This is a genomic window from Prevotella sp. P4-51, from assembly GCF_002251455.1.
Classification (GTDB): Bacteria; Bacteroidota; Bacteroidia; order Bacteroidales; family Bacteroidaceae; genus Prevotella.
In genome coordinates this window covers 66,731-91,352 of sequence record NZ_NPJM01000040.1, presented here as the reverse complement: position 1 = coordinate 91,352, position 24,622 = coordinate 66,731, and the positions used below count along the sequence as shown (strand labels likewise).

The 24,622-nt window shown below is 53.5% G+C and carries 22 protein-coding genes; 8 read left to right on the top strand and 14 right to left on the bottom strand.

Going from position 1 to position 24,622, the window contains the following annotated elements; genetic code table 11:
* The first annotated feature begins 1 nt into the window (after position 1).
* The 3 genes from CIK94_RS05270 (at position 2) to CIK94_RS05255 (ending at position 3,277) form a co-directional block, all read left to right on the top strand.
* Positions 2–673 carry a DUF805 domain-containing protein gene (locus CIK94_RS05270; RefSeq protein WP_094385560.1) on the top strand — a complete coding sequence of 224 codons (672 nt, stop codon included), beginning with the start codon at positions 2–4 and terminating at the stop codon, positions 671–673.
* 185 nt (positions 674–858) lie between these two features.
* On the top strand, positions 859–1,506 hold the full coding sequence (locus tag CIK94_RS05265; RefSeq protein ID WP_144008307.1) for a hypothetical protein: 648 nt from the start codon (positions 859–861) through the stop codon (positions 1,504–1,506).
* A gap of 1,012 nt (positions 1,507–2,518) precedes the next feature.
* Positions 2,519–3,277 (top strand): helix-turn-helix transcriptional regulator, encoded by a 759-nt coding sequence (locus CIK94_RS05255; protein ID WP_094421696.1) that lies wholly within the window; start codon positions 2,519–2,521, stop codon positions 3,275–3,277.
* 46 nt (positions 3,278–3,323) lie between these two features.
* Here the strand turns inward: CIK94_RS05255 and CIK94_RS05250 are convergent, their stop codons facing one another.
* The 9 genes from CIK94_RS05250 to CIK94_RS05210 all read right to left on the bottom strand — a co-directional run bounded on the left by CIK94_RS05250 (position 3,324) and on the right by CIK94_RS05210 (position 14,058).
* A complete protein-coding gene (locus tag CIK94_RS05250; protein WP_144008306.1) occupies positions 3,324–3,911 on the bottom strand; it encodes a hypothetical protein in 588 nt (195 codons plus the stop codon).
* 54 nt (positions 3,912–3,965) lie between these two features.
* On the bottom strand, positions 3,966–6,290 hold the full coding sequence (locus CIK94_RS05245; RefSeq protein WP_094421692.1) for a TonB-dependent receptor domain-containing protein: 2,325 nt from the start codon (positions 6,288–6,290) through the stop codon (positions 3,966–3,968).
* Positions 6,291–6,716: 426 nt separating this feature from the next.
* Positions 6,717–7,328, bottom strand: coding sequence for a hypothetical protein (locus tag CIK94_RS05240; RefSeq protein ID WP_094421690.1), 612 nt, complete (start codon positions 7,326–7,328; stop codon positions 6,717–6,719).
* A gap of 12 nt (positions 7,329–7,340) precedes the next feature.
* Complete coding sequence (locus CIK94_RS05235; RefSeq protein WP_094421688.1) at positions 7,341–7,820, bottom strand: RNA polymerase sigma factor; 480 nt, start codon at positions 7,818–7,820, stop codon at positions 7,341–7,343.
* Between the two features lie 401 nt (positions 7,821–8,221).
* Complete coding sequence (locus tag CIK94_RS05230; RefSeq protein ID WP_094421686.1) at positions 8,222–10,717, bottom strand: C10 family peptidase; 2,496 nt, start codon at positions 10,715–10,717, stop codon at positions 8,222–8,224.
* Between the two features lie 16 nt (positions 10,718–10,733).
* The gene (locus CIK94_RS05225; RefSeq protein WP_144008305.1) at positions 10,734–11,558 is read right to left on the bottom strand and encodes a hypothetical protein; all 825 of its coding nucleotides are present in this window, start codon (positions 11,556–11,558) and stop codon (positions 10,734–10,736) included.
* A gap of 12 nt (positions 11,559–11,570) precedes the next feature.
* A complete protein-coding gene (locus tag CIK94_RS05220) occupies positions 11,571–12,071 on the bottom strand; it encodes a hypothetical protein (RefSeq protein ID WP_144008304.1) in 501 nt (166 codons plus the stop codon).
* Positions 12,072–12,126: 55 nt separating this feature from the next.
* Positions 12,127–12,981, bottom strand: a complete 855-nt coding sequence (locus tag CIK94_RS05215) for a metallophosphoesterase (protein WP_094421680.1) — start codon at positions 12,979–12,981, stop codon at positions 12,127–12,129.
* The gene (locus tag CIK94_RS05210) at positions 12,982–14,058 is read right to left on the bottom strand and encodes an endonuclease/exonuclease/phosphatase family protein (RefSeq protein ID WP_094421678.1); all 1,077 of its coding nucleotides are present in this window, start codon (positions 14,056–14,058) and stop codon (positions 12,982–12,984) included.
* 61 nt (positions 14,059–14,119) lie between these two features.
* Between CIK94_RS05210 and CIK94_RS14005 the strand changes: the two genes are divergently transcribed.
* The 4 genes from CIK94_RS14005 to CIK94_RS05190 all read left to right on the top strand — a co-directional run bounded on the left by CIK94_RS14005 (position 14,120) and on the right by CIK94_RS05190 (position 17,266).
* Positions 14,120–14,365 (top strand): hypothetical protein, encoded by a 246-nt coding sequence (locus CIK94_RS14005; protein WP_144008303.1) that lies wholly within the window; start codon positions 14,120–14,122, stop codon positions 14,363–14,365.
* A gap of 57 nt (positions 14,366–14,422) precedes the next feature.
* Entirely contained in the window at positions 14,423–15,751 is a 1,329-nt protein-coding gene (locus tag CIK94_RS05205) for an inositol-3-phosphate synthase (protein WP_094387760.1), read from the top strand.
* Between the two features lie 388 nt (positions 15,752–16,139).
* The gene (locus tag CIK94_RS05195) at positions 16,140–16,793 is read left to right on the top strand and encodes a DUF4476 domain-containing protein (protein WP_094421674.1); all 654 of its coding nucleotides are present in this window, start codon (positions 16,140–16,142) and stop codon (positions 16,791–16,793) included.
* Between the two features lie 104 nt (positions 16,794–16,897).
* The gene (locus tag CIK94_RS05190; protein ID WP_094385535.1) at positions 16,898–17,266 is read left to right on the top strand and encodes a hypothetical protein; all 369 of its coding nucleotides are present in this window, start codon (positions 16,898–16,900) and stop codon (positions 17,264–17,266) included.
* A 203-nt stretch (positions 17,267–17,469) separates the two neighbouring features.
* On the opposite strand, the gene CIK94_RS14845 is transcribed toward CIK94_RS05190, so the two are convergent.
* Positions 17,470–17,595: a hypothetical protein gene (locus CIK94_RS14845; protein ID WP_256387365.1), complete on the bottom strand. Its 126-nt coding sequence runs from the start codon at positions 17,593–17,595 to the stop codon at positions 17,470–17,472.
* 1 nt (position 17,596) lies between these two features.
* Between CIK94_RS14845 and CIK94_RS05185 the strand changes: the two genes are divergently transcribed.
* Entirely contained in the window at positions 17,597–19,750 is a 2,154-nt protein-coding gene (locus tag CIK94_RS05185; protein WP_094421672.1) for a TonB-dependent receptor, read from the top strand.
* A gap of 77 nt (positions 19,751–19,827) precedes the next feature.
* Here CIK94_RS05185 and CIK94_RS05180 read toward each other — a convergent pair whose 3' ends face one another.
* The 4 genes from CIK94_RS05180 to CIK94_RS05165 form a co-directional block, all read right to left on the bottom strand.
* Positions 19,828–21,066: an ABC transporter permease gene (locus tag CIK94_RS05180; protein ID WP_022310706.1), complete on the bottom strand. Its 1,239-nt coding sequence runs from the start codon at positions 21,064–21,066 to the stop codon at positions 19,828–19,830.
* A gap of 53 nt (positions 21,067–21,119) precedes the next feature.
* Positions 21,120–21,890, bottom strand: coding sequence for an ABC transporter ATP-binding protein (locus CIK94_RS05175; protein WP_022310705.1), 771 nt, complete (start codon positions 21,888–21,890; stop codon positions 21,120–21,122).
* Positions 21,891–21,927: 37 nt separating this feature from the next.
* A complete protein-coding gene (locus CIK94_RS05170) occupies positions 21,928–23,106 on the bottom strand; it encodes an efflux RND transporter periplasmic adaptor subunit (protein ID WP_094421670.1) in 1,179 nt (392 codons plus the stop codon).
* 61 nt (positions 23,107–23,167) lie between these two features.
* Entirely contained in the window at positions 23,168–24,502 is a 1,335-nt protein-coding gene (locus tag CIK94_RS05165) for a TolC family protein (protein ID WP_094421756.1), read from the bottom strand.
* Between the last annotated feature and the right edge of the window lie 120 nt (positions 24,503–24,622).

Here is a 24,622-nt window from a genome sequence, read left to right as displayed (position 1 = left end):
CATGATGACATTTAGTGAATCAATCAAGACGTGCTTCAAAAAGTATTTTGACAGTGAAGGGCGTGCCACACGTGCAGAGTATTGGTGGTTTCAATTATTATGGTGGTGTGTCATAATATTCGGTATAACTATGATGTTTGCGACAAAAGGCGATACGGCTGGTGCATTTGCCATAGTATGGATGTTGTTCTTTGCATTTACAGTGGTACCGAACTATTGTGTATGCGTAAGACGATTGCACGATACGGGGTGGTCTGCCAGAGCTTTCTTCTGGTGCTTGTTGGGAGTTTGGGTAGGGCTTATTATCATCAATATAAGAAATATATTTCCAAGCGATGATGACAATGAGTATGGACGTAACCCATTTATGTTGAAAAAGTTAAAAGAGGCACAAATGGAGCACACATCCTGTATTCCAGTAAGAATTGAGGAAAATGAAATATCACAGGATGAAGATACTCGCTATATGCCACACAGCACAATGGCAGAAGACATTTCAAAACCGGCAGAAACCGCAGAAAGCACGCCTACAACGACGGCTATGTCTGCGGATGCAATAAATGTGGCATCGCAAGAAAAAGAACATACCCAAATGAGATATTGTCGTTTCTGTGGGGAAAAAGTGGCTAACAAGGACGCTGTGTACTGTAAGAAATGCGGAAAAAAGCTATAACAAACAAATAGAAGTATATGCAAAACTGTAATAATCAATCATATTGCCGTTACTGCGGCTATATGATTGATGCTGATTCAAAGTATTGTATCTATTGCGGTGTGAAAGTGTCATACAGCAACACTTCATATTATAAGTTGAAAAGGGTTGTCTTGCAATTTTTTAAGGTAATATTGGGTACAATAATGGCGGTTTTTGGGGGTCTGATTCCTTTTTTGATAGCATATTTATTATTTCCTTATACGTTATGTGACGTCCAGGAATGGATGTGGAATTTTTCGTTTACAGGTGGCGTAGCTTTTTTGTTAGGATGCTTATTATGTGTTTTCACGAAACTGAAATCTCGAAATGTTGCTTATAGCATCGTTTCATTGTTGATTTTAGCCTGGGGTATAATGATATATGTGCGTTATCAAGAAAAATCTTATGTTTTAAGGGATGAAAAGCAGGCAGATGAAATCTGTACATCATCGTTAGATGAATCTTGGCCAAATGATATTTATGATAAAGACAATAATGTTTTGCCAACACAGGAAGAAATAGACGAGACTAATGCCAGACTGCCTATTATAGTAGCAGAAGGAACATTGTTCACCCATGTTTCATATGATGAGGCGACACACACACAAACCTTTTATTATGATTACACTCAAGAAATAGACGAATCCGTAATAACCGCTGAATTTATCAATCAGCGCAAAGCACTTATGATTCAGGCTCTGAAAGATGGAAATACGGAGAGATTAGAAGCTGGTGTTACTTACCTGTATGTATATCGTTCTGTAGGTGGTAGAGTTTTATACCAAATACAGATAGATTCTGACGATTTATAGGTACTGACAGTATGTTGCTTATAATGATTTCCATTACACAACGATTCACGGAATAGAATAACCCTTCTACGAAGGTTTGGTAAACTCACTTTCCCCAATAATAGGAAAGAACACCCTTATGGTCATGGCTTGCCCTAAATACATAAGGCGATGACAAAGGTAATGGCTTTTTTACAGATTGCCAAATAAATGGAGTTTCTTTGAGATTGTTTAACTATCATACTTGCTGTAGAAGCATAAATTAGACTTGAAAACGAGTCGTACACTATCTAATACAGGGAAAAAGTGGCAATATTGCCAAAAATTCCGTGTACATACTATATTGCACGACTAAAAAATGCCAACATTGACCTTTTTTAGTCGTGAAGGTTTGTCGACCTGAATTAAATCCGCTACCTTTGCATTACCAAAAAAATGCCAATATTGGCAAAAATAAGGAATGGCATGGAAGAGATACAAGAATCCCGATCACTGATGAGCATAGATGACTCTTTCAAGAAAATTATCATTGTTAAAGACCACATCATGCCCCGTCGAAATGAAGAAGGTATTCTTACAATCGGGCTTTTCGATTTCTTGCTCAAAGAAAACAGTTTGGATTTATAGCCTCTGAATAAAGTGTTTGTGTGGGTTAAGAGAATTCCTCCGATATCTGCGTAAACAATGCGTAAACAAACTGTTTGAGTCATGGATATTCAATGGTATAGTATAATATATCAAGTGGAGATAACTCGTTGATTATCATCAAAAGTTTATAATAACAAAATATCACGGACTATCATTCTATTGGTCTCATAATCTGGAGGCCCCTGGTTCAAGCCCAGTCTGGTCCACGCTTCTGTTACAGCGACTTACGCTTCGGCGTAGGTCGCTGTTTTGGCTGTACGCTCGCCATAAGTATTCTCCAACGGGTAAAAAAACAGCCAGCTGCCCCATAATTATGCGATGTCGTAGACGCATAATTGGGGAAAATGCTGTACTTTTGTAGGCGAGGATAATAATCAAGTGGCTTATGAATAAAGAAAAAGGCAATTTCTTCCTCCATTCCAACGAGGTGAATCATATCAGTAAGGAGGATTACGCCAAGGTAGAAGTATTGGTGAATGCAGTAAAGGCTTTTGCCCGCAGCACCTACCAGTGCGTCTATATCATCGACTATTTTCATCAGGATTTCGTCTATGCATCCGATAACCTTGCTTATCTCTGCGGATTGGAACCCGAGCAACTGATGGAGGCCGGCTATCAGATGTATATCGACCATGTTCCGGAAGACGACCTGCAGATGCTGCTCGAAGTGAACAAGAAAGGTTTCGACCTTTTCAACGAATTGCCAGTGGACGACCGGCTGGACTATACCATCTCATACGACTTTCATCTTATCAATGGCAGGCACAGCCGATTGTTTCATCATCACCTTACTCCTATCCTCCTATCTGATGACGGAAGAATCTGGCTCGCCCTCTGCACCGTATCGTTGGCAGCTACTGATGAACCAGGACATATCATTATGCAGAAGAATGGTGAGAGTAGCTATTATGAATATTCCACCTCGCGCCACAAGTGGGAAAAGAAAGAAGGCATAACCTTGAGCGAGACCGAGAGAGATGTCTTGAGATTGTCTGCCCAAGGTTACACGATGAAGAATATCGCCGACCGACTCTGCAAATCGGAGGATACAATAAAGGCTTGCAAGCGCAACCTTTTCGCAAAGATGGGCGTGAAGAACATTGCCGAGGCGCTGTTTCATGCCGTCAATTATCAGATGATATAATGTCAGGCTGTATGGAAGTTAACTCCTAAAACTCCTGATATATGAATCATATCTCTTCCAACGATGGCGAGAGATAGAACTTGGGGAAGTATTTCACCTCCTTGCCTTCCGTAAGGTTCGCGAGAATGTTGACACAGTAGCCGGCGGCAATGCATGCCCCGATGCCCAGTTGCGGAAAAGACTTCTCAGAATAATGCCTGATGGCTTCACAAGGTACAGGCATCTGCCAGAACATACCGTACTGCGAGATATACTTGCCCAGTGAGCAACGGAAATCATCCGTTTCTCTTTTCATCACTTCGCTGAATGGATAGACATTCGGTTTCTCTACGGCGAGAAAGGCTGCCTTGCCAAGATTGATGGCATGGATAACGGTGATGCCCCGCTCCTTGCATTTCTCATCGAAAGCGAAAGAGGTTTCGTTGTTATGCAAGGTTGCATTCACCGCATACCAGATGCCCGACAAGTCGCATGCAGCCACATCTTCCATCGTCAGCGTATCCTTTTCTATGCGATAGATATGAAATCTATCTTCCTGCCGAGGGCTTTCATGGAAGTCATGGTGCAAGGCACAGGAAGCTATCAAGCCTCCCATGTCTGCGCCACTAATCAACAATTTTATTGGGTTGTTCATTTATAGAGAGATTTATTGTCATTACACCATTACCGGATGCTGCAGACAGACAGATTACATTCTGTTCTTCTGGCTTTCTCCGGCACCTGTACCTTTATACTTGCTTCTTGTTATGTTGAACTTATACCGTACAGTAAGCGACACTTTGCTTGTTGACTGTATATCAACAATCATGTCCTTCATTTTGCCAAAATGAGCAATCATGTGACTATTGTTTGTTCCAAACAAATCATAGATGAAGAGCTGAAACGACAAACGGTTTTTCAAGAAAGCCTTATATACGGAAACATTCGTACAAAACATAGGCTTGTACAGATACAGGTTCTCATTATGGCCTTTTGTAATATACGACATCATCCATGTAAACATTCCTAATTTGGTGTTGAGCGTATTGTCAAAACGGAATGAAGCCATTGGCTTGTTGAGTGATTTCCCATCGTGCGTCTCCATGTCAAACCATTGCTTATCAATGGATGCTGTAAGCGAAGGGTACCAAATGCCAAACGAAGGGCGCAAGTTGATGGATGCAGCTACGTCATTATACGAATTCCCATTTACTGGCTTCATCAAGCCTATTGCAGGATTATCCTTATAAGTCTCCACTGTGGATATAATCGGATTGGAAGTATGGCTGTAGGTCATATCGAATGTCAACCATTTGTAAGCCAACTCGTAGTTGAGATTTCTACTTATCTGAGATACCAGAAATGGATTTCCCGTTTCATACGTGTATCGGTTGTCATATTGAATGCCACTGCGCAAATTATGATAGGAAGGACGATTAATGTCGGCTGCATAGCTCAATTGCATCTGTACCTTGCCTACAGGCATCGACAAGCTGATGGATGGGAACCAATTGCCATACGACTTGCTTTGCCCAGGCACATACTTGCCATATTCATAGTAATTGAAGTCGATGTACTCGTATCTCATACCTGCCTCCAAACTCAGATTACCGAAATCTCTTGAATAGGTCAAGAATGAAGATGTCATACATTCTGTAATACGGCTGTTGTCATCCGATACCAAGTTAGTTGGCACCACTTGATACTTTGAGGTACGATGGGTATTGGAATATTCACCACCCAAAGACAAATTACCTCCTAATAATGGGTAAGAAAGCACCAGTTTGGAAGCGAGCAGATGATAGTCCTTGTTAGTCAAGCTATGAGCCGTTTGGCTTTGTGCATTCATCCCCACTTCCTGGTATTGCTCTTTGGTAACATCGTTCTGGTATTCCTTCGACCATAGCCAATCTGTATTGAAATCGATGCTGAGCTTACCAATCTTTCCTACATAGTAAATATTGCTTGAAAGATTATTCTTCTGCCAAAAGAAATCAGCATGACTGTCAGAATTTTCAGACAATTCTTCGTCTTGCAATATAGAAGAACTCATATCGCCGTTCCATGTTTGCTTAGGATTTCTAAGAAAACCAAAGTTGGCACCTATAGAGTTGTTGGCATCCAACTGGTAGCTGGCATCCAGACGAAAGTTCATGGCTTCGATAATACCTACTTGTCTTATCTCACTTTTCTGGTTCCAAGTCTTGTCAAGATAAGTCTTCTGCTGTAAGTCTTTATTGTCTGGTTGGTATTGTCTTGCTCCAAAGGCGTATGCGCCCAGCTCTAAGCCATTCTTGCGATAGCTCATATTCAATTGGCTAAACCCGCCGAAGTTATTCTTCTCATCATATTCACCAGTAGTCTTCGCATCGAATCCGAATCCTTCACCCTGTATCTTCTTCGTCGTGATACGGATGACCGCCTTGGTGCTGGCTGCGTAACGGGCACCAGGATTGGTGATGACTTCCACCGACTTGATGTTATCGGAATGCAAACGGTCCAGCTCGCTCTTATCCCTCATCTGTCGTCCATTGATATAGATAACAGGCTCACCGCGTCCGAATACCTTGATGCTGCCATTCTGGGCAGACACGTTAGGGATGCGGTCAAGCAGGTGCTCCATTGTTCCTGCCTTCTCAAGTATGGAGCCGACAACGGTTGTTGTCATTCCACCATTCTTCAGGATGGTCTTAGGCAGGGATGACTTCACGACTACTTCGCCGAGCATCTTGCTGTCTTCTTCCATCTTGATGATGCCTACATTCTCGCCTGTGCAATCCTTGCAGACGGTCTTATAGCCTACAGATGTCACCTTGATGATTCCGCCGTTGCAGGAAGAGTCGATGACAAAACCGCCATCCGCTCCACTCACTGCGCCCTTGACGAACACCGAGTCTGTTCTGTTCAATAATACTACATTAGCAAACGCCAAAGGCTCGCCCTTGGTACCCACCACCTTACCAGTGATGTTCTGCGCCATCGTCTGCGTCATTGCCGTGAGGCACAATGCTGCGACTATCAGTTTCTTGTTCATATTTCCGTACTTTTATATTATTCTGAGTGCAAAAGTAGGGAAAACGCCGACGACGCCTTTGACACAAAAGTGTATTTCCGAGGTGGATGGCGGAAGAATTACACTTTTGTGTATGTCCGAATTAAGCTCATTTGCCTGTAACTGCTAACTATCTTACCCTGTTATTGGCTGATGCCGCCTTTCTGGCCATAATCAGAGATGTGCCCACATTATTTGATAGTTTGGGTGATATCGACCTGACCACTGTCCTGTATTCTCCCCGAATGTCTATGACCGGGCGCAATCGTCTGGTCAATCCGCTGAGCGCGTTAGTTCATCTCAATAGGCACACCTATATATAATAAACAACTGAAGCATCGCAAGCAAATCGTTGCTGGCGACACTTCAGTTGTGATGTCTGTCTTTGCGTCTGTTGCTTATGTGCACCTATGCGTTTAGCTCGTTGATTTGTCTTATTACCTCATCGTTGCTGCGCTGCATTTTCGAGAAGATGCGATAGGCGAGGACGATGCCGCCGATAGCACCAATGATGCCGCCTACAATACCGGCATATATAGAATTTTGTTCAAACTCGAAAGCCTCCGCAGGCAGATGTGTCAGCGCCTCGATGCCGCTCCACACCAGCCACACCACGATGGCAGGTATCTCAAATATCATCTGGATGACGCGCAGACGCTTCATGCGTGTGAGTTTTGTGATTGTGGTGACCAGGTTGTTCCGGCTATAGTCAGCATCGCTCAATGCAGAGATGTTGATACGATAGTCGGCGAAGATGTCTATGACCAATACCGTCATGAGGAAACCGTAGTTCAGCCATGAGAGGTTGGCATACATCTTGATGCCCAGCCATGCGATGGCGATGAGGGGTAGAGTGCATATCTCTATGTATACAAATTTCTTAATCCACGACATGCTGCTTTTCATCGACTTGATGATGAGTTTTTCGTTCACTATCTTCTGTTTGTCGAGCTGCTCCTTGAATTGTGCCATCTGTGAGCGTATAATCTCGAGCTCGGTATAATTCTGGTTGTTCTCCATATTTGTTACTGATTATTCGTTAGACATATTCTTCAGTTGCACTCTTATCCTTGCCAGCCTCACCGACACGTTCTTTGCACTTATGCCGACGATTTCGCCTATTTCGCCGTAGCTTATTTGTTCGAGCCACAACAGGATGATGGCTCTGTCCAGTGGCTGCAGCCGGGCAATGCGCTCGTGCAGTATTCTCACTTGTGCCGTTTCCTGTTCCTGACTGTCAAAATAGTCGACATCCATAGACAGCATAGCCCTGTTGCGCCTGCGCTTCTTGCGGTCTATGGTGACACAGGTGTTGAGAGTCACGCGATATATCCAGGTCTTGATATCGCTCTTGCCTTGGAATGAATCATAGCCGTTCCATAGCTTTACCAGCACCTCTTGAAAGAGGTCAGCCACCTCTTCGGCGTCGTTGGAGAACATGTAGCACACCACATATATTGTGCTGCGATTGTCCTTGACGACCTGCGCGAATTGTTGTTCTTTAGGATTCATATCTTTATTGTTCAAATCTTTCTAATCCTTAGACTCGCACTTCCCGGTGTTTGCTACAGCGAGGCAGTCGTTTTTTTCTTTCTTTGTTGACATTCCTCCTTGATGCCGTCAGCCCGAGTCACCCCGCTCAGCCTTTCCGCAACAAAAAAATGGGGGAGGGAAGTCCCGAATACTACGAAAAATGTATAACCTTGTACTTGCAGTCTACAATCACCTTAAGAGCAGCATAGGGTAAGAACTCCAGCGAGCAGTCCTTTTATCGCAATTTCCGCAAGTTTGCCGGCATGGCGCCCGGCGAGTGGGATGTCAAGATGCGACTCTGACCTCCCTTCTTCGCGTCTTTGTCCGTGGGGCTGGTGGCGCCTGCCGGTTCCTTTTCCATTCTTCTCTTTCTGCCCGACTTATCTGTCCTGTGCCATACGTTTCACGCCGTTCATGATATACAGCCCGCGCTGTGGAATGGATGGGAGTCTGCGTCCGTCTATTCCGTAGATGGCTGTGTTGCGGTTGGCGTTCTGCACGGTGGGGTCTGCTGTGGTTTCGTCTATCTTGGTCGACTCCGACGGTGTCTTCCTGTACAGCACGATTTTCCGGCGTAGGGTGTTGGCGTTCCATCTGTCCAGCCAAGCCCCGTTTCTCTCCACATCTACGTGTATCTCGTATGTACCCTCTGCCATACCGGCCAGGTCCACCGTGTGGCGGGTCATACTCGTCAGGTTGGTCTCGTTGTTGCGCGGTATGCTTACGCTGTAGCCCTCGCTTGTATATACCGTGGCGCCAGTGGCCGTGTCTACCATCCTGTAGCGTATTTGGGTCTTGCAGGTGGTCTGCGTCATGTATTTGGCGTAGCCCGATATGCCCAGAGTCACCTTCGGCATCTGCGTTAGGTCAAAGTGGTGCGACGCCACGCCGTTGCCGTTCTCGTCGAGCAGCTTTACCGAGGTCACCGTCACGCGCTCTGAGTAGTTCTGCGGCAACACCTCTATCAGGAAGTCCTCGGGCACGGCGATGTCGTATACCGCCGGGTCTTTGGTTTCCAGATTGTGGTCAAATTTGAGTGTCATCCTGTATTTGCCGGCTTTGAGCGCAAAGCTGCCATTGGTCCCTGTATACGAGGTCATAAACTTCACTATCCACGGAGTCGTCGTCATGCGTTGCGCCACCATGTGCATCAGATAGGCATTGGGCACCACGTAGGTCTCGCCTTCCAGACTGCCCGTCCCGTGCAGCACCACCTTCAGCTCGCCTCTTGCCTGGCGTCTGCTCAGGTTGGATATGTTCAGCTGGATGCCCGTCATCTGACTGCTGTATTCATAGGCAGGCTCCAGTATTTCGGGTTTGCCCGCGAGCAGCAGATGGGGCTTGTTGTCGTCTTGGACCAGGGTCACTTTGCCATTGTCTACAACCATCGGCACACTGTTGCCGTTGACCATGGTGGTCCAGTCGCCCCACTTGTCGGTGGCGGCGTCTATCCTGCGGCGGCCCAACGGGCGCAGATAGTATGTGCCGTCGCCAGGGCCGTCTATCTCGCTGAGGTCTATTCCCCACCAGTCGTAGTCGTAACTGTACGACCCGTAATAGGTAGACCATGTCTGTGTGGCGGTGATGCCGAAGACGTGCAGACAGGTGCCGTCCTTGTCAAAGAGGCCGATGCCCAACTTGCCGGTATAGGCGCCGTCCTCGTTCTGTGCCAGATTGCGAGCGCCTACGCCTTTGAGTTGCGCCGGTATATAAGAAGAGGTGGTAAGCCCTTCACTCACCTTGAACTGCAGTCCTTCATCGTTGTTTATCGAGAGCACTACGGGTTTGGGCTTGAGCGGCTCTATGGTGCCGTTGTTGGGGTGTATCAGCAGCGCTATCTGCTTCTCATAGTAGCGGCCGTCGCTGTTGTATCCTCCGCCAGCCGTCGCAGCCGTGTTGATGTCAAAGTAGCCGTTGTCCAGACCTCCCCATCCCCAGTTGACATGCACCAGACCGTTCTCGTCATAGCCGTCATACACAAAGGCATGGTCTCCACCGGTCATAAACAGTGGACACCCCAATGACAGTTCGTTGTATACGACCTGCAGAAACTCTCCGCCGGGGAGCAGGTCTTTCTCGAGCTGGCGCACAGTGCAGTCATAGTAGTATTGCAGCGCGTTCCACACCTTGCCTTCGTCACTGAGGGTTCCGTGCACGCCGTATGTGGCGCGCGCCAGTCTGCCCAGGTCGCGCATCAGCACTCCCACAGCCTGGGCCTGGGCTATGCTGTAGCCGCCATTGCTGTAGTTGTCTATCATGTTGTCCCAGTCGTAGTAGTCGTATGCCATGGCTCCTTCGCCCTTGGGCACTCCCTTGGGTCTCATCTTCGGCCACTTGTGAGCCGACAGCACCTGTGCTGCCGCCGTGATGGTACATCCGGTATAGGTCGGCTTGCCGCTGCTGCTCTTGGGCGTGTAGTAGTTGTAGGGATATTCCTGGCTCCACTCTGCGCTTATCAGTGGCTTTACGCTGGCTTTGGGCCTGTTGGCGTAGACCGGAATCACGTTCGCCTCGTCTGTGCGCACACTCTCTACAGTGCGTGCATAGCTGTCCAGCAGTGCCCTTAATCCATCGGGCATATTGTCGGTGTCCAGCCTGCCCTTGTCGCTGTAACCCAATACGCCGCCCACTCTGTCGTCGGCAGCCACGATGACAAAACCTTCACCCTCCTGGCTGTTAAACAGGTGCAGCGCCGGGGCTTTGTCCTCTGCCGTGGTGTTGGCCTTGACCCTCTGCATGGTGCTGGCATTGGCCTTTACCGGATTGTTGATGTATCTCTGCGCCAGAGCTTTGGCCTTTGCCTCATCTACCGGGCCTGCCCAGATGCTGGTTGCGGCAGCCATTGCCACTACGAGGCTACATATAAGTCTTTTCATAAGTGTCTGTTATATTTTACTTTACGATAATCTTTCTGCCGTTGACGATATAGAGCCCCGGTGCAGGTTTGCCGTAGACCTGGCGCCCCATCATGTCATACATGCGGTCGTCGCCATCGCGCTTGTCACCCACGGCCTCTCCGATGCCCGTGGTGTCGCCTCCGTAACCATCCACACGACAACGTGCGGCGTTTTCTATCTTGTTGGTCTTGTTGTTGAACAGCACGGCCACTATCTCAATCTTGCTCTTGTCGCCTATGACGCCGTATCTGCTTATGTTGCTGAAGGTGGTGCTGTGCTTCTTCACCTCGTCCATGGCATACGGCGCGCCGAGCGAGTTGGCGATACCTCTCTCCATACCCTTCGACTCGATGGCCACATGGTTATACACCACTCCCTTGACCTTGCTATAGCCGTCGCTATAGTTGGCGGCGTCGGCATAGAACTTCATCTCCTCGGGGGCATCGGCGTAGCTCGGGCTTGAGTATTCGGCGTAGCTGGCCTCCTGCCGCCAGGCGGGGTTGGTCAGCCCGCTGGCGGTGAGCACATAGCCTACGCTGTAGCTGCTGCCCTCCTCGGGCGTCATGCAGGGCTCCACCTCGGTGGTCACGTCGATGGCGTCGCCCGTCGCGTCCCACCGTGCGCTTACCCCGATGTTCATATATGTCACCTTGTTCTTCTCACTCTGGTAGGCTGTGGTCACATCATATCCCGCCGCCTTGTTGTCGCGCGCTATCCATACTGCCGGCAGGGTGGCGGCATATCTGTCTATCAGACCTTCATACACCGTCGGCGACACCACCTTGCTGATGTCGTCGGTCTTGTGTACCGACACCGCCACGACATCGTCGGGTTATCTGCGTGCCAGCGCATCGGTGGCCACCAGACCTACTGGGCAGTGCCAGCACCACATGGCAGCATAGTCTTCCACCAGCACCCGCTTGACGGGCATCTTGTTTACTGTGCAGCGGGTGATGTAGGTATAGCTTACCGATGCCTCGTTGTAGGTTCCGTTTACCTGGGTAATGTTCAGCAGCACGTCTTCCTTGCCCAGCGTCTTGCCAGCCTTGATGGCTATCCCCATCGTGCGGGTCTCGCCGTCTTCGAGCGGAGTGTCCAGCGCGACGGTCATCGGTCCCTCGCTCTCTTTGCTGTCCATGTAGTACAGGGTGTAGGTGAAGCTGGTCACGCGGGTGTCGCCCCAGTTGGTCAGGTTTATCTGGGCCATGACTTCCGCATCGCCCGGCAGCATAAATACATAGCCCGCGGTCATGGGGGCTACTGAGTTTTTAGCCCGGCAGCCTATGGCGGCGAGCATACAGAGTAATAACAGTGACAGGTATCGTCGTCTCATGCGTCTGTTGATTGGGTTTCTATTTGTTTGAGTCTCTTCTCTGCCGTCGTTGAGTTTATCGGCCCAGGTCCAGCGTCCATTGGTTGTCGTCGTTGTCTGCCAGCACCTTCAGACTCAGCCTCCCCTCGCGGCAGGTCAGCACCGCCACGGTGGCAGAGTCCATCTTATATCCCCCGCCGATGTACACCGGGAACCCGCATCCGTCTACTCCCCGGCGGTGCAGACGCGCGGTGTGGGTATGGGCACCGATGCCCAGGTCAAAGGGAGCCTTGGCGAGCATCCCTCCCCACATCTCGGTGCAGGGGCGATACTTGTCGGTGTTGCCGAAGATGGGGATGTGGCTTATCAGCACGCGATGGCGCGCCTGCTTGAACTCCTTGCTCTTCAGTTCATGCTTGATAAACTCCGTCTGGTCCATTCTGAGCTGCGTAAAGTGGTTGAGGCCGCCGTATACAGGCGTCGAGTCGGGCTTGTCTTCGCCCGGGTCGAGCATCACAAACCGTGTTTTGCCCCAGGTGAAGGCAGCGTAGGTCTTGTCGCCATAGTAGCCTATGAGGCTGTGCATGCCTGCCGAGTAGAAATTGCGTATCTCGTGGTTGCCGCGCAGGAAGATGACGGGCTTCTCGGCACCTCCGATGCCATCGGCCAGACGGTGTATCATGTCGATGGCGTGGTTGCGGTTGCGCGGTTCGGGCAGACAGTCGCCGTTGAATATCACGAAGTCATAGTCCTCGTCCTTGGCCAGCTCTCTCAGCCTGCCGTAGGTCTTGCTCTGGTCGTGCAGGTCGTTGAAGACGAGGCAGCCGAAGTCGCCGTCATCGCCAGGAGTGCGGAACGAGTAGAACCTCGTGCGCAGCGTGTCGCCGCCGAAGTGGTTGGCATAGGCGCTCTTGTGCAGGATTTCCTGCACTCACACGCGGTAGTAGTAGCGGGTGCCGGGCTGCAGATGGTCGAGCTTTATGTTGTTTTCGATGTCATAGCACACCTCCTGGCCGTCCATCAGAGCGCGAGCCCTACGGGTGTTGAGCGTGTCGGTGCCGTATTCTATCCAGCAGTGGCCCACGCAGTTGGTCTGGAACATCACGTTCATCGATGTCCTTGTAGCCAGTTGCAGATAGGGCTGCGTGGTGAGCAGCTGCGCTGTGGGCGTGGGCAGCACGATGTCGGCGTAGATGGGGCGGTGATCCGACGCCTGCGTGTTGACCACCTGCGCATTGAGCGTCACCGCCGGTTCGCCCACATAGGGGCGGTAGTTGGCCCACTCGTCGTCGGCTCCCGGCCGCTTCACGTCGCCATAGCTCTTGTATGCGGCTATATAGTCCAGACAGGCTTGCGGAGAGTCTGCGGGCCACGACTTGGCGTTCTTGCTGCAGATATGGAAGTCTTTCTCCAGCTCGCCGATGAATGTAGACCCTGGCTCGGCGTTCATGTCGCCGGCTATGATGAAGGGCTTGCGGCTCGCCCGTGCCATCTCTGTGATGATGGCGAGCGACGCCATGCGGTCTTCCTCGGTCAGCGACAGATGGGTGGCGGCAAACACGTAGTCCTTGAACTCTGCCACGATGATGGCGCGTGCTTCCTCGCGTCCGGGCAGCGCCCTCCGCTCTATCCGCAGCGGACGCTGTCGCGAGAGGATGCCTATGCCGTATCGGCCGCCGTCGAAGTCTATGGCCGCGGCATACGAGGCATAGTAGCGCATCGCGTCGGCTATCTCGCCCAGGGCATAGGTATGACCCGTGCGGCGTGTCATGCTGTCCACCTCCTGCACCGCCACCACATCGGCATTGATTTTCTCGAGCACCCGGGCTGTGCGCAGATAGTCCAGGCGCCCGTCCATACCCATGCCGTGCTGTATGTTGTACGACGCTACCCTCAGCCGGCTTTTCCCGGTCGGGGTCTGCCCCTTGGAGGCTATGGTTGTAGACAGAATGGTAGCGAGCAGCGCCAGCATGGCGCTTCTCATCAGGGCGAGGGTAGTGGTCTTCATCTCTTTTGTTGCTTGTGTAGTAAGTTATTTGTAGGCTGCAAAGTTCGCAATAAATCGCAAAATGAGCAAGAGCAAAGCCATAAATCCTTTGTTTTTCATGATAAATCGTGGTTCCGCCTCCGTCTCAGCCGCCTTGTCGTCCGCCCGAGTGGGGGTTGTCTGTGTGCCCGTTGCCAGTGATAGTTGGCTGACGGGTAGTCCTGAACTCGCAAAAAATGTGAAAAACAGCCACGTTTTTCATAAAAAACACATCCGTGGCATTGCCCTTCACCCAACTTTCCCTACATTTGCAGCGAGAGTATTATGAATTATCGTGCAGCGCCAGCCCTTATGGCTGCTCTGCGGTGTAACTTAATTGTGTAGTATGAGAAAAACCAATGTCCTCCCAGCCGATGGCAAGTTGGGAATTATGCTTGTAGGTTGTGGCGCCGTGTCCACCACCTTCATGACAGGTGTGTTTATGACCCGCCGAGGTCTCGCCAAGCCCATAGGGTCGATGACCCAGTACGACCGGATACGCGTGGGACGCGGCTCCGACAGCCAGTATCTCCATTATTCAGACATCGTGCCGCTGGCGCAGCTCGACGACATCGTCTTCGGCACCTGGGATGTCTATCCCCAGAATGCCTTCCAGGCAGCCATGTATGCCCAGGTGCTCCAGGAGAAGGACATCCTGCCCGTGCGCGACGAGTTGGAGCAGGTGGTGCCCATGCCGGCAGCCTTTGACCGCAACTATGCCAAGCGGCTCGATGGCGACAATGTCAAGCCATGCCACACGCGATGGGAGATGGTCGAGGCGCTGCGTCAGGACATACGCGACTTCAAGCGCAAGCATGGCTGTGCGCGCATCGTGGTGCTCTGGGCGGCTTCCACCGAAATCTATGTGCCTGTCGACATGCAGGTGCATGGCACCCTCGAAGCCCTTGAGGCTGCCATGAAGGCCGACGACCGCCAGTACATCGCTCCCTCTATGTGCTACGCCTATGCAGCGCTGGCAGAGGGTGCCCCCTTCATCATGGGCGCCCCCAATACCACGGTCGACATACCCGCCATGTGGCAGCTGGCTGAGCAGACCCACATGCCCATTGCCGGCAAGGATTTCAAGACCGGACAGACGCTCGTCAAGAGTGGCTTTGCGCCTATCATCGGTACGCGCTGCCTCGGACTGAGTGGCTGGTTCTCGACCAACATCCTCGGCAACCGCGACGGACTGGTGCTCGACGAGCCCGCCAACTTCCACACCAAGGAGGTGAGCAAGCTCTCTACCCTCGAGACCATCCTCAAGCCCACCGACCAGCCCGACCTCTACGGACATGGCAACGACGAGGACACGCAGTATTATCACAAGGTGCGTATCAACTACTATCCGCCGCGCAATGACAACAAGGAGGGATGGGACAATATAGATATATTCGGATGGATGGGTTATCCCATGCAGATCAAGATCAACTTCCTCTGCCGCGACTCCATCCTCGCCGCTCCGCTGTTGCTCGACCTGGCGCTGCTGAGCGACCTCGCCGCCCGTGCCGGACGCTATGGCATCCAGCGCTTCCTGAGTTTCTTCCTCAAAGCGCCCATGCACGACTATACCCGTGGCGAAGAGCCCGTCAACAACCTCTACCAGCAGCACACCATGCTCAAGAACGCCATCCGGGAGATGGGTGGCTACGAGGCTGACGAAGAGCTCGACTAACCCACGCCCCTCTACATATTTCTATCCTGTAGACAGGACTCCCGAACAAACGGCAGCGCCCAGTGCGTTGCCGTTTGCTTTTGGGGATGAGGCTGTGGGGCGTTTGCAGCAAATGGCCATAGCGAATAGGATACAAAAAGATTTGTGGCTTTTCAGGGCTGTGCCCTTGGCAGTCGTGGGCGGCGACAAATATCTGCGAGAGCAAGTTCTCCGAGATTTGCTACCGCTCACAGCAGCGCCTGCCTGGCGGCAGCGGGTCAATCCCTCTGCATCTTTAGGGAATTCCCCCCGCCACCTTTAGGGATTATGCCTCGGCTGCTGCGTGCAGATGTGCTAACTTTGCAGGCAGAAGATAGAATTAATCGCATCAATAAACACATAGAGACCCATGAAGAGAAATGAATGGTTGGCGCTAATCGCCACAACACTGATGATGCTGGCAGTATGCCAGTCTGCACTCGCCAAGAACAGCAAGACCGTAGAGCGCGGGATGACCAAACTGCAGGTAGAGGCCATACTCGGCAAGCCCAAGTTGACCAGCTTCGATGCCTCTGGCGACCGATGGGAATACCGCAGCGGCGTATCGCTCTCGGGCAATGTACGTAGAACCCTCGTAGGCTTTGACCTCAGCGGACGCGTAGTCTCCTACGACTCGCAGCTGGTGCCCGTCTATGACAGCGGGGCGGCAGGCAGCCGCGAGCCCCGTCGCGGTGGCGAGGTGGGGTGCCCCATAGTGCCCGGCTACTACGACGCCAGCCTCGACGAATCCTCGTTTGGCATACTGCGGGGCAAGATACAGCGTGCGGGCTTTGACTCTACCAAGTACGACCTGATAGAGGTGGCGTGTCTGGGCTGCTGCTTCACCTGCCAGCAGACCGCCGAACTGATGAAGCTCTTCTCCTTCAGCGACGAGCGGCTCAAGGTGCTCGGACTGATGGCGTCGCGCATCGTGGATGTGCAGAACGCTGCCACCATCTACCGCCTCTTCACCTTCGACAGCGACAAGGACAAGGCTGCCGACATCATCAGCCGCAGTCGATAGACCGCCGACGGCGGCGTGGGCATCTGCAAAAAAAGATTAACAGTAGATAGAAATCAGGAGATTTGCCTTTGACTTAGGCAGCAAATGATTAACTTTGCAGTCGTATGCAGGATACCAATTACAAGCGTCTGCGCTCTTCATGGCTGCTGCTGTTGGTCTATGTGCCCATGCTGCTGGCTGTCACGCTGCACCGCCATGATGGCGTGCAGGAGGCCGATGCTGCCTTCTACTGTGAAGACTGCGCCCGCAATGTACATCACGACGGCCACCTGGTGGCTTTCCAGCCCACCCTGCATGCCTGTGTGCTCTGCCAGTTGCAGAGTATACCCTATCTTCCACCACTCCTGCTCACGTGCGCGGTCATTGCCGTGCCGTTCTGCGTGTTGCGCCGTGTGGCCGCAGCCCCCTGTATGCGCCGCGCCCACGACGCCAGCCCAGCCCGAGCACCTCCTTATTATGTCTCTGGACTGTAACAGCCGTTGCAGCCACTTCCTCCCAGCCTGTCGTGGTCGTCTATAGCGGTCGCGGCGCATTGTCTTGCCTGTTGTCGGAGTCATCTCTGGCGGCGCCGCAAGCCCTGCTGCCGGTTCGTGACGGATGATACGTGGACGCGTGCCTTATGTTACGAACTCACGTGCCTTACGAAACGAGCCCACGTATCAAATGATACGAGCCGCTATCCATGACCACGGCGCCACCCCAGACCATCACAGATGATGACCACCGCAGCAGCGGCGGGGCACGACAGGCATGCCCGCGCCGTGGCGCAACGGTCGTCGATACACATAATAAGTAGAAACAAAATGAACACAATACAGACAACGATATGGCTGACCGCCCTGTGCGCGTCGGCCACAGCCCCGGCTATGGCTATAAACGAGCCGCAAGACACTACACGACATCTGCCCCTGACCGAGACCACCGTGAAGCTCGGCGAGGTGGTGGTGACCGGGCTTACCGGCAGCCAGCGGCTCAGCCAGTCGCCTGCTCCCGTAACCCTCATCTCGCCCCGCCAGCTGGCCATGCAGCCCGCCACCAACATCATCGACGCCATAGCCCGCCAGCCCGGCGTGGCGCAGATTACCACCGGCAGCGGCATCTCCAAACCGGTGATACGCGGACTGGGCTACAACCGCGTGGTGGTGGTCGACGACGGCATCAGGCAGGAAGGCCAGCAGTGGGGCGACGAGCACGGCGTGGAGACAGACCCTCACTCGGTACACTCGGTAGAGATACTCAAGGGGCCTGCCAGCCTCATGTACGGTTCTGACGCTATGGCGGGCGTCATCATCTTCCATCGCTCACCCGTGCCGATGGCTGGCGACATGAGCGCCAATGTCGCCACCGACTATCAGACCAACAGCGGGCTGCTGGACTACTCGCTCGACTTTGCCGGACACAAGGGGGCTATGGTGTGGGACACGCGCTACAGCGGCAAGATGGCCCATGCCTACAAGAACGCCTATGACGGCTATGTCTACGGATCGTCCCTGCGCGAGCAGTCGTTGAGCCAGTTGCTCGGATGCAACTACCGCCAGGGCCACACGCATCTCACGCTGAGCTACTATCACCTCACGCCCGGCATCGTGGAGGGCGAGCGCGACCCGCACACTGGCGCGCTGGAGGTGCCTCAAGGCTACGACCCCAAGAGCTATGGCAAGCCCATGCCGTATCAGCAGATACACCACTACAAGGCGGTGGCAGACAACTCATGGATGGTGGGCGAGGGCAACATAAGGCTGCTCCTGGGCTACCAGCACAACCGCCGGCAGGAGTTTGAGGACGAGGAGCATCCCCAGGAGTGTGGCCTCGACTTCATGCTCCATACCGTCAACTACGACCTGCACTACCTCTCGCCCGAGAGGGGCGGATGGAAATTCTCTACGGGCATCAACGGCATGTGGCAACGGTCGCTCAACCGGGGAGAGGAGTTTCTGATACCCGCCTACAGGCTCTTCGACTACGGCGTGTTTGCCACAGTGAGCCGGGAGATGGGCCGCATCAGTCTGAGTGGCGGCGTGAGAGTAGACCACCGTCATCTGCACAGCGACGCCCTCGCCGATGCTGAGGCCGACGGTGGCTGGCGCTTCAAGGAGCTCAGGCGCGGCTTCGACGGCGTGAGCGGCAGCGTGGGCATGGCCTATGAGGTGGCCGACGGACTGCAGCTCAAGCTCAATCTGGCACGTGGCTTCCGTGCGCCCAACATCAGTGAGCTCTCTGCCAACGGCGTGCACGAGGGCACGAGCCGATACGAACTGGGCAACCAGGCGCTGAAGCCGGAGCAGAGTTGGCAGATGGACCTCGGCATGACCTATTCGTCGACGCTGGTGTCGGCAGAGGTGGCGCTGTTTGCCAATAGCATAGACCACTATGTATACAGCCGGCGTATGGCCGACGCTCAGCAGCGCCCCGTGGTCATCGACGGCACGCCTGTCTACCAGTTTAGCTCGGGCGACGCCCGCATCCTGGGCGGCGAGGTGAGTGTCGACGTGCACCCCGTGGAGCGCCTGCACATCGGCAACGCCTTCTCTTATGTCAACTCGGTGCAGCTGCATCAGCCGGCAGAGTCGCGGTATCTGCCGTTTACCCCTGCGCCGCGCTGGAGAGCCGATGTGAGATACGAGTTGATATGCAATAGCCGCTGGGTAGACCACCTCTATGTCAAGGTCGAGGCCGACTGCAATCTGCGGCAGAACCACTGCTATACCGCCAACGACACCGAGACTCCCACACCGTCGTATACGCTGCTCAATCTCTATGCCGGTGCCGACATCAAGAGCCGTGGGCGGCGCATCTGCACCCTCGCCCTCGCGGGCGAGAACCTCACCGACCGTGTCTACCAGAACCATCTGAGCCGGTTGAAGTATCTCGACACCAACCCCCTGACCGGGCGCCGCGGCGTCTACAATATGGGTCGCAACGTGTGTCTGAAACTCATGGTACCGATAGTCCTATAACCACCAAAAAAGCAGCGCCAGTGACGGCGCTGCTTTTTTTAGCTCTGAGAGTGATGGCTCCCGTGGTGAGGGTGACATTATTCGTAGCGTATGGCCTCGATGGGGTCGAGACGGGCTGCCTTCTTGGCGGGATACCAGCCGAAGAAGACGCCGGTGAGGGTGCATACGGCGAAGCTCATGATGATGCTCCACGGCTCTATCTGCGTGGCGATGTGGAGGAAGGTGTTGAGGCATAGCGAGAGGGTCACTCCCAGTATGACTCCGATGATGCCTCCTGTCACCGAAAGGAGTATGGCCTCGATGAGAAACTGGTTGAGGATGTCGATGCCTCGGGCGCCCACACTCATGCGGAGTCCTATCTCGCGGGTGCGCTCGGTGACCGAGACATACATGATGTTCATGATGCCGATGCCGCCCACGAGCAGCGAGATGCCGGCGACGCTGCCCAGGAGGATGGTGATGGTAGACATGGTGGAGTTCATCATGCTCGAGATTTCCTCCTGCGAGCGTATGTTGAAGTCGTCATCGTCGGCCTCGGTGGTGTCGGTGGCATCCTTGAGCTTGTGGTTGCGGCGCAGGATGTCGGTAATCTGGTTCTGGGCGGGCTCGGACGCCTCTTCGGTGATGGCCGAGCAGACGATGCCTCCGAGGTAGGTCTGGGCCATGATGCGCTTCATGACGGTGGTGTAGGGGGCAAGCACCAGGTCGTCCTGGTCCATTCCCATGCTGTTGTAGCCTTTCTTCTGCAGTACCCCAACGACGCGGAAGGGGATGCTGTTGAAGCGGACTACCTTGCCGATGGGGTCGCTGCCATCGGGGAAGAGGTAATCGACCACTGTCTGGCCGAGGATGCAGACCTTGGCTGCCGCCTTGATATCGGCGTCGGTGAACATCTCACCGTCGGCGACCTTGAGCTGGCGTATACTGAGGTAGTCCTGATTGACGCCGTAGATGGAGCTTTGGGTATTGTTGTTGCCGTAAATCCACTGCCCCGCGCTGTTGACCGTGGGCGAGATGGCGCTGATGTAGTTGCAGTCTTCCTTGATGCTCTCGTAGTCGGCCTGCTTGAGCGTCTCCATGGATGAGGCATCCTGTCTCACGCCGCCCCTCATGTCGGCTCCGGGCGATATCATAATCATGTTGCTGCCCATCTCGGCGATGTTGGCCTTGATGCTGGCCTTGCTACCCTGACCTATGGCGAGCATGGTGATGACGGCGGCGATGCCGATGATGATGCCCAGGGCGGTGAGGAAGGAGCGCATCTTGTTGGCGCCTATGGCGCGCAGGGCTATCTTGAATAGATTCTGATAATTCATATCCTTCTGTTGGGTTTGTGATGGTCTTGTTGTGGGTGAGTGTCACCTGGGGGCTACTCGTCGGTGGTCACAGGCAGCGCAGCCAGCCCCTCGGCGGCAGAGAGTATGTGCTCGTTGGGGGTGTCGCTGATGATGTGGCCGTCGCGCAGCTCGATGTTGCGGCTCGAGTAGCGGGCGATGTCGGGGTTGTGGGTCACGAAGATGATGGTGCGCCCCTCGGCGTAGAGCTTCTGGAAGAGCACGAGTATCTCGAAGCTGGTGCGCGTGTCGAGGTTGCCCGTGGCTTCGTCGGCGAGGATTACGGCGGGGTTGTTGACCAGCGCGCGGGCTATGGCTACGCGCTGCATCTGTCCGCCCGACATCTGGTTGCTCTTGTGGTAGAGCCGCTCGCCCAGTCCTACGGCCTCGAGGGCGGCGATGGCACGCTCCTTGCGCTCGTCGGCACCCACGGCGGGGTTGTACATGAGCGGCAGCTCAACATTCTCCACGCTGGTGGTCTTGGGGAGCAGGTTGTAGTTCTGGAAGATGAACCCTATCTTGCGGTTGCGCAGGATGGCGCGGTCGTTGCGGCTCATGGTGCGCACGCTCACACCGTCGAGGTAGTATTCGCCGCTCGACGGCGTGTCGAGGCAGCCAAGCTGGTTGAGCAGGGTGGACTTGCCCGAGCCCGACTTGCCCATGATGGTGACAAACTCGCCCTCGTATATCTTGAAGCTCACTCCCTTGAGGGCGTGCACGGTCTCGTCGCCCACCTGGAAGTCGCGGCGCACGTGGTCGAGCTCTATCACGACTCGGCGGTTGTCGTTGTTGGTTGTATCAGCCATTATAGTCCTTTCTGTATATGGTTATCCTGTCCTTGGCTTACTTCTTCTTTCTTGGGCCGGGGCCTGAGATGAGTCCCTGGCTCTGCTGCGGAGCCTCGTCGGCATCGGGGGTATTGACCACAATCTCGGTCACAATCCTGTCGCCCTGCTTCAGACCCTTGGTGATTTCGGTGTTCATGCCGTCGGTCTGGCCGATGGTGACGGGGTGGGCGGTGAGCACCTTGTCGCTGAGCGTCCATACCTTGTTCTTGCCCTTGCAGTCGACAATCTTCATGTCCTTGCCCACGGTCTCCTTGGTGGGAGTGAAGCGGAGAGCCTTGTTGGGCACAGCGAGAACTCCGGTGCGCTCCTGGGTGAAGATGGTGACGTTGGCGGTGAGTCCGGGCTTGAGCTTGAGGTCGGCGTTGGGGGCAGAGATGACCACCTCGTAGGTCACCACATTGTTGGTGGTGGTAGGCTCGAGTCTCACCTGCTTGACCTCGCCCTCGAAGGTGTCGTCGGGGTAGGCGTCGACGGTGAAGGTGACGCGGTCGCCCTCCTTGACGCCGCCTATGTCGGCCTCATCGACATTGGCTACCACCTGCATATTGGTCAGGTCCTTGGCGATGGTGAAGAGCTCGGGGGTGTTGAAGCTGGCAGCCACGGTCTGGCCTTCCTCCACGCTCTTGGAAATCACGGTGCCGTCGATGGGCGAGGTGATGGTGGCGTAACCCAGATTGGTCTGCGCTCTCTGTACGCTCTCTCTCGACGAGGCTGTCTGCTCCTTGGCCTGACGGTAGGTGAGCATCGCGTTCTCGTACTCATCGGCGCTCACCAGTCCCTTCTTGAAGAGCGTCTGGTAGCGTTCCATGTTGGCGGTCTGGTACTTGAGGGTGCTCTGGGCACTGGCGAGGTTGGCTTTGGCGATGTTGAGCTCGCTCATGAGATTGGTCTTGTCGAGTTCGGCTATCACCTGTCCCTTCTTGACCTGGGTATTGTAGTCTACATAGAGTTTGCTGACGATGCCGCTCACCTGCGTACCCACAGTGACAGAGGTTACAGCTTCGATGGTGCCCGTGGCGGTCACGCTGTTCTGCAGCGTCTTCAGCGCCACTTGGTCTTGCTTGAAGTTGATTTCCTCCTTCTCCTTGCCGCCGGAGAGTGCCCAGGCAGCAATGCTGATGACTGCCACCACGATGACGGCAATCCAGATTTTGCTGATTCTCAGTTTGTTCATAATCGTGTATGTCTATTTGTTGTTGTGCGTTGTGATGTCAATAAGCGTTGGCAAGACGGCTCTAAAGGCGTCCGTCTCTGTAGAACTTGAGCATATTGACGTTGAGGATGGTGAGATATTTGGCCTGGAGCTCATTCTGCTTGGCCATGAGCAGATTGTCTTTGCCGGTGCGCAGCTCGACGATGTTCTTGAGGCCCAGCCTGAACTGCTCGCTCAACAGGTTGTAGCTGGTCTGGGCACTCTCGCTGCTGGCTTTGGCTGCCTTGTATTGGCTCTGGTTGGTTGACGCCTGTAACCAGTAGTTCTCGATGGTCGAATAGAGTGAAGTCTGCTCGTTTTTGAGGTCAAGCTGGATGCTCTCGCGCTGTATAATCGCCTTGTTGACCTGTGTCTTGGTGGTGCGGTTCTCGAAGAGTGGGATGCTGATGCCTATGCCGGCGCCCATGTTGAAGTTGGTCTTCAGCTGGCGGGCCAGGGCGTTGTCGTTCATCGATGTGTTGTTGGTTGAGATGCCTGCGTTGGCGCTGATGGTGGGCAGCTTGCCAGCCTTGGCAATCTTGATGCTCAGCTCGTTTTGTGCCAGCTGGTTCTGGTATGTCTTAAACTCGGGGCGGTTGTCGAGAGCGGCGGCGTAGACGCCGTTGAGCGCAGGGATGGCGTCGAGCGCCATGTCGTCGGTAGTGGTGGGGGTGGCGATGTCGAATTCCTCGTCGCTGGTAATCTGCAGGAGTTCCTTGAGCTGGCGCTTGAAGTTCTTCACGTTGCTCTGCGCCTGCACCACGTTGTACTCGTCCTGCGCGCGCTGGGCAGTGAGCTGGGCGAGGTCGGCTTGGCTCATCTTGCCGATGCTCACCATCTCCTTGCCGCGCTCTTCGTTCTGTCTGCTCGAGGCACAGCTCTCCTCGTTTACCCTGACGGCTTCGGTAGAATAGAGTATCTGCACATAGAGTTGGGCTATCTGTTCCTGCAACTTCAGTGCCTGCGTGGCTGAGTCGAGTTGGGCTGCCTCTGTAGCGAGCTTGTTGAGCTTGACTTGATTATGATTTTTGTTGCCGTTCCAGAGGGTGTAGTTGCCCGAGACCGAGTAAGTGCCGTTGTAGTAGACCTTGTCGACGCTGGCTCTGGAGAAACCGTCGCCGCTGATACCACTGGCCATCCAGGGCGTGTAGTTGACATTGTGGCTGGTACTGGCGCTGAGCGAGGGGAGCAGCGCGGCTTTGGACTGGAGATAGTCCTCGTTAGCGCTGGCCTTGGCGAGCCGCGTCTTCTGAAGCGCGATGTTGTTGGCAAGGGCATAGTCGATGCAGTCCTTGAGCGTCCACTCTCTGGCGTGGGTCACCGCAGGCGCCGTCACAAGGAGCAACTCCACCATGAATAGTTTGAAGTTCCTGTTCATAATCATCTTGTTGTTTCTTTTTACCTTTATTTTGGCTGGTTTTGTTATTATATTGATGATTTTGATGGAAAAAAAGTTTATTATCGGGCTTGATTGTTAACAACTTTTGTGATTACTGTG